Raw genomic sequence first — 2,676 nt, 5'->3', positions numbered from 1 at the left:
GAGGGGGACTCCTTCGAGCGGATGTGGAAGGACCTGGCCCCCCTCGGCCGGGACCCCGACACCTCCGGGTACCGCCGCCACGCCTGGACCCCCGTGGACCTGGAACTGCGGGCCTGGTTCACCGACCGGGCACGGGAACGCGGGCTGACCGTGGAGACCGACCGCAACGGCAACCAGTGGGCGCTGCTCGGCGACCCCGCCACCGGCGGGGTGGTCGCCACCGGCTCCCACCTGGACTCCGTCCCCGACGGCGGCGCCTTCGACGGCCCCCTGGGCGTCGTCTCCGCCCTCGCCGCGCTGGACGAACTCCACCGGCGCGGGGCACGCCCCCACCGCCCGCTGGCGGTGGTCAACTTCGCCGACGAGGAGGGCGCCCGCTTCGGCCTCGCCTGCGTCGGCTCCCGACTGGCCGTCGGCGCGCTGGACCCGGAGCGGGCCCGCCGGCTGCGCGACGCGGAGGGCACCACCCTGGCCTCGGCCATGGAACGCGCCGGCCACGACCCCGGTGCCCTCGGCCCCGACCCCGATCGCCTCGGACGCCTCGCCGCCTTCGTCGAACTCCACGTCGAGCAGGGACGGGTCCTCGCCGCACTGCCCGACGGCGGCCGGGCGGTCGGTGTGGGCAGCGCGGTGTGGCCGCACGGGCGGTGGCGCCTGGACTTCCGGGGCGAGGCCAACCACGCGGGCACCACCCGACTGGAGGACCGCCGGGACCCCATGCTCACGTACGCCAACACCGTCCTGGCCGCCCGCAAGAAGGCCCGGCTGGCCGGTGCCCTGGCCGGCTTCGGCCGGGTACGGGTGGAACCCAACGCGGTCAACGCCGTGCCGTCCCTGGTCAGCGGCTGGCTGGACGCCCGCGCCCCCGACCACGCCTGCCTGGACGGGCTGGTCGCCGACATCGGACGGGCCGCCGCCGAGCGCGCCCGGCGCGACGGCACGAGCCTGGAGATCCACCGGGAGTCCTTCACCGAGGGCGTGGACTTCGACCACGCGCTGCGCGACCGCCTGGCCGCCGTCCTCGCCGACCCCGAGGGGCGCCCCGCCCCGCTGCTGCCCACCGGCGCCGGCCACGACGCGGGCATCCTCGCCGCCGCCCTGCCCACCGCCATGCTGTACGTGCGCAACCCCACCGGCGTCTCGCACGCCCCCGCCGAACACGCCGACGCCGAGGACCGCGCGGCCGGTGTGACGGCCCTGGCGGATGTCCTGGAGGAGCTGTCATGTCGCTGAGCCCGCAGACCTACTGGGCCGAACGCGCCCGGGTGGGCGACCGCCTGCGCCCCGGCGTGCTGATCGCCTCCGGACCCGACGGCCGGATCACCGACCTGCGCACCGAACTGCCCGGCCCCCCGCCCGGTGCCGTCGCCCTGCGCGGCCTGACCCTGCCGGGGATGGCCAACGCCCACAGCCACGCCTTCCACCGCGCCCTGCGCGGCCGGGGACAGGGGGGTCCCGGCGGCCGGGGCGGCCCGGACAACCCCGCCGCCGGGCCGGACGCCGACACCTTCTGGACCTGGCGGGAGGGCATGTACCGGATCGCCGACCGCCTCACCCCCGACGCCTACCGCGAACTGGCCGTGGGCGTCTACGCGGAGATGGCCCTGGCAGGGATCACCTGCGTCGGGGAGTTCCACTACCTGCACCACGCGCCGGGAGGCGTGCGGTACAACGAGCCGAACATCATGGCGATCGCCCTCGGGGAAGCGGCGGCCGAGGCCGGCATCCGCCTGGTGCTGCTCGACACCTGCTACCTGACGGCCGGCTTCGGCCGCCCGCCCGAAGGACCCCAACTGCGCTTCGCCGACACCGACGCCGACGCCTGGGCCGAGCGGGTCTCCGCGCTGCGCCCCGGCCCCGGCCCCGCCGGCCGGATCGGGGCCGCCGCGCACTCGGTGCGGGCGGTTCCCGCCGAACAACTCGGTCCGGTGGCGCGGTGGGCCCGGGACCACGACGCCCCGCTGCACGTCCACCTCTCCGAGCAGCCCGCCGAGAACGAGGAGTGTCTGGCGGCCACCGGCCGCACCCCGACCCGTCTGCTCGCCGACCACGGCGTGCTCGGCCCCCGCACCACCGCCGTGCACGCCACCCACCCGACCGCCGGGGACATCGACCTGCTCGGTGGCTCGGGCACCGGGGTCTGCCTGTGTCCCACCACCGAACGGGACCTCGCCGACGGCATCGGACCGGCCGCCGAGCTGGCCGCGGCGGGCTGCCCGCTGTCCCTGGGCAGCGACAGTCACGCCGTGATCGACCTCTTCGAGGAGGCGCGGGCGGTCGAGATGCACGAACGGCTGCGCACCGGGGTCCGGGGGCGTTTCACCGCCGACGAGCTGCTCACCGCCGCCTGCGCCGGTGGTTGGGCGGCGCTCGGGATGCCCGAGGGCGGCCGGATCGCCGTCGGGGCCCCCGCCGACCTGATCACCATCGACCCCGAATCCCCCCGCACCGCCGGGGTCCCGGCGGGTGAGGGGGCGGAGCCGGTGGTCTTCGCCGCCGGCGCCGCCGATGTCCTGCACACGGTGGTCGCCGGCCGGCACGTGGTGCGCGACGGCATCCACCAGCGGGTGCCCGGCGTCGCCCACCGGCTGGCCGGCGCGGTCACCGCGCTCGCCGACTGACCGGCGGTGCGGGACGCACGCCCGCGCACCTGTCTCTTATACAGATCCGACGCTG

The 2,676-nt window shown here is 76.9% G+C and carries 2 protein-coding genes; both read left to right on the top strand.

The genetic code is table 11. The annotated features are described in order from the left end of the window. Positions 1-1,233 (top strand): allantoate amidohydrolase (locus FNQ90_RS19050; RefSeq protein WP_228471393.1); only part of this gene is annotated, 1,233 nt, incomplete at its 5' end. After that, entirely contained in the window at positions 1,224-2,621 is a 1,398-nt protein-coding gene (locus tag FNQ90_RS19045) for a formimidoylglutamate deiminase (protein WP_182607483.1), read from the top strand. The genes FNQ90_RS19050 and FNQ90_RS19045, both read left to right, overlap by 10 nt. Positions 2,622-2,676 lie beyond the last annotated feature (55 nt).

It is taken from the genome of Streptomyces alkaliphilus, assembly GCF_014141535.1.
GTDB lineage: Bacteria > Actinomycetota > Actinomycetes > Streptomycetales > Streptomycetaceae > Streptomyces > Streptomyces alkaliphilus.
Note: the sequence above shows the minus strand (reverse complement) of the source record. Positions and strands in the feature narration are given on the sequence as shown.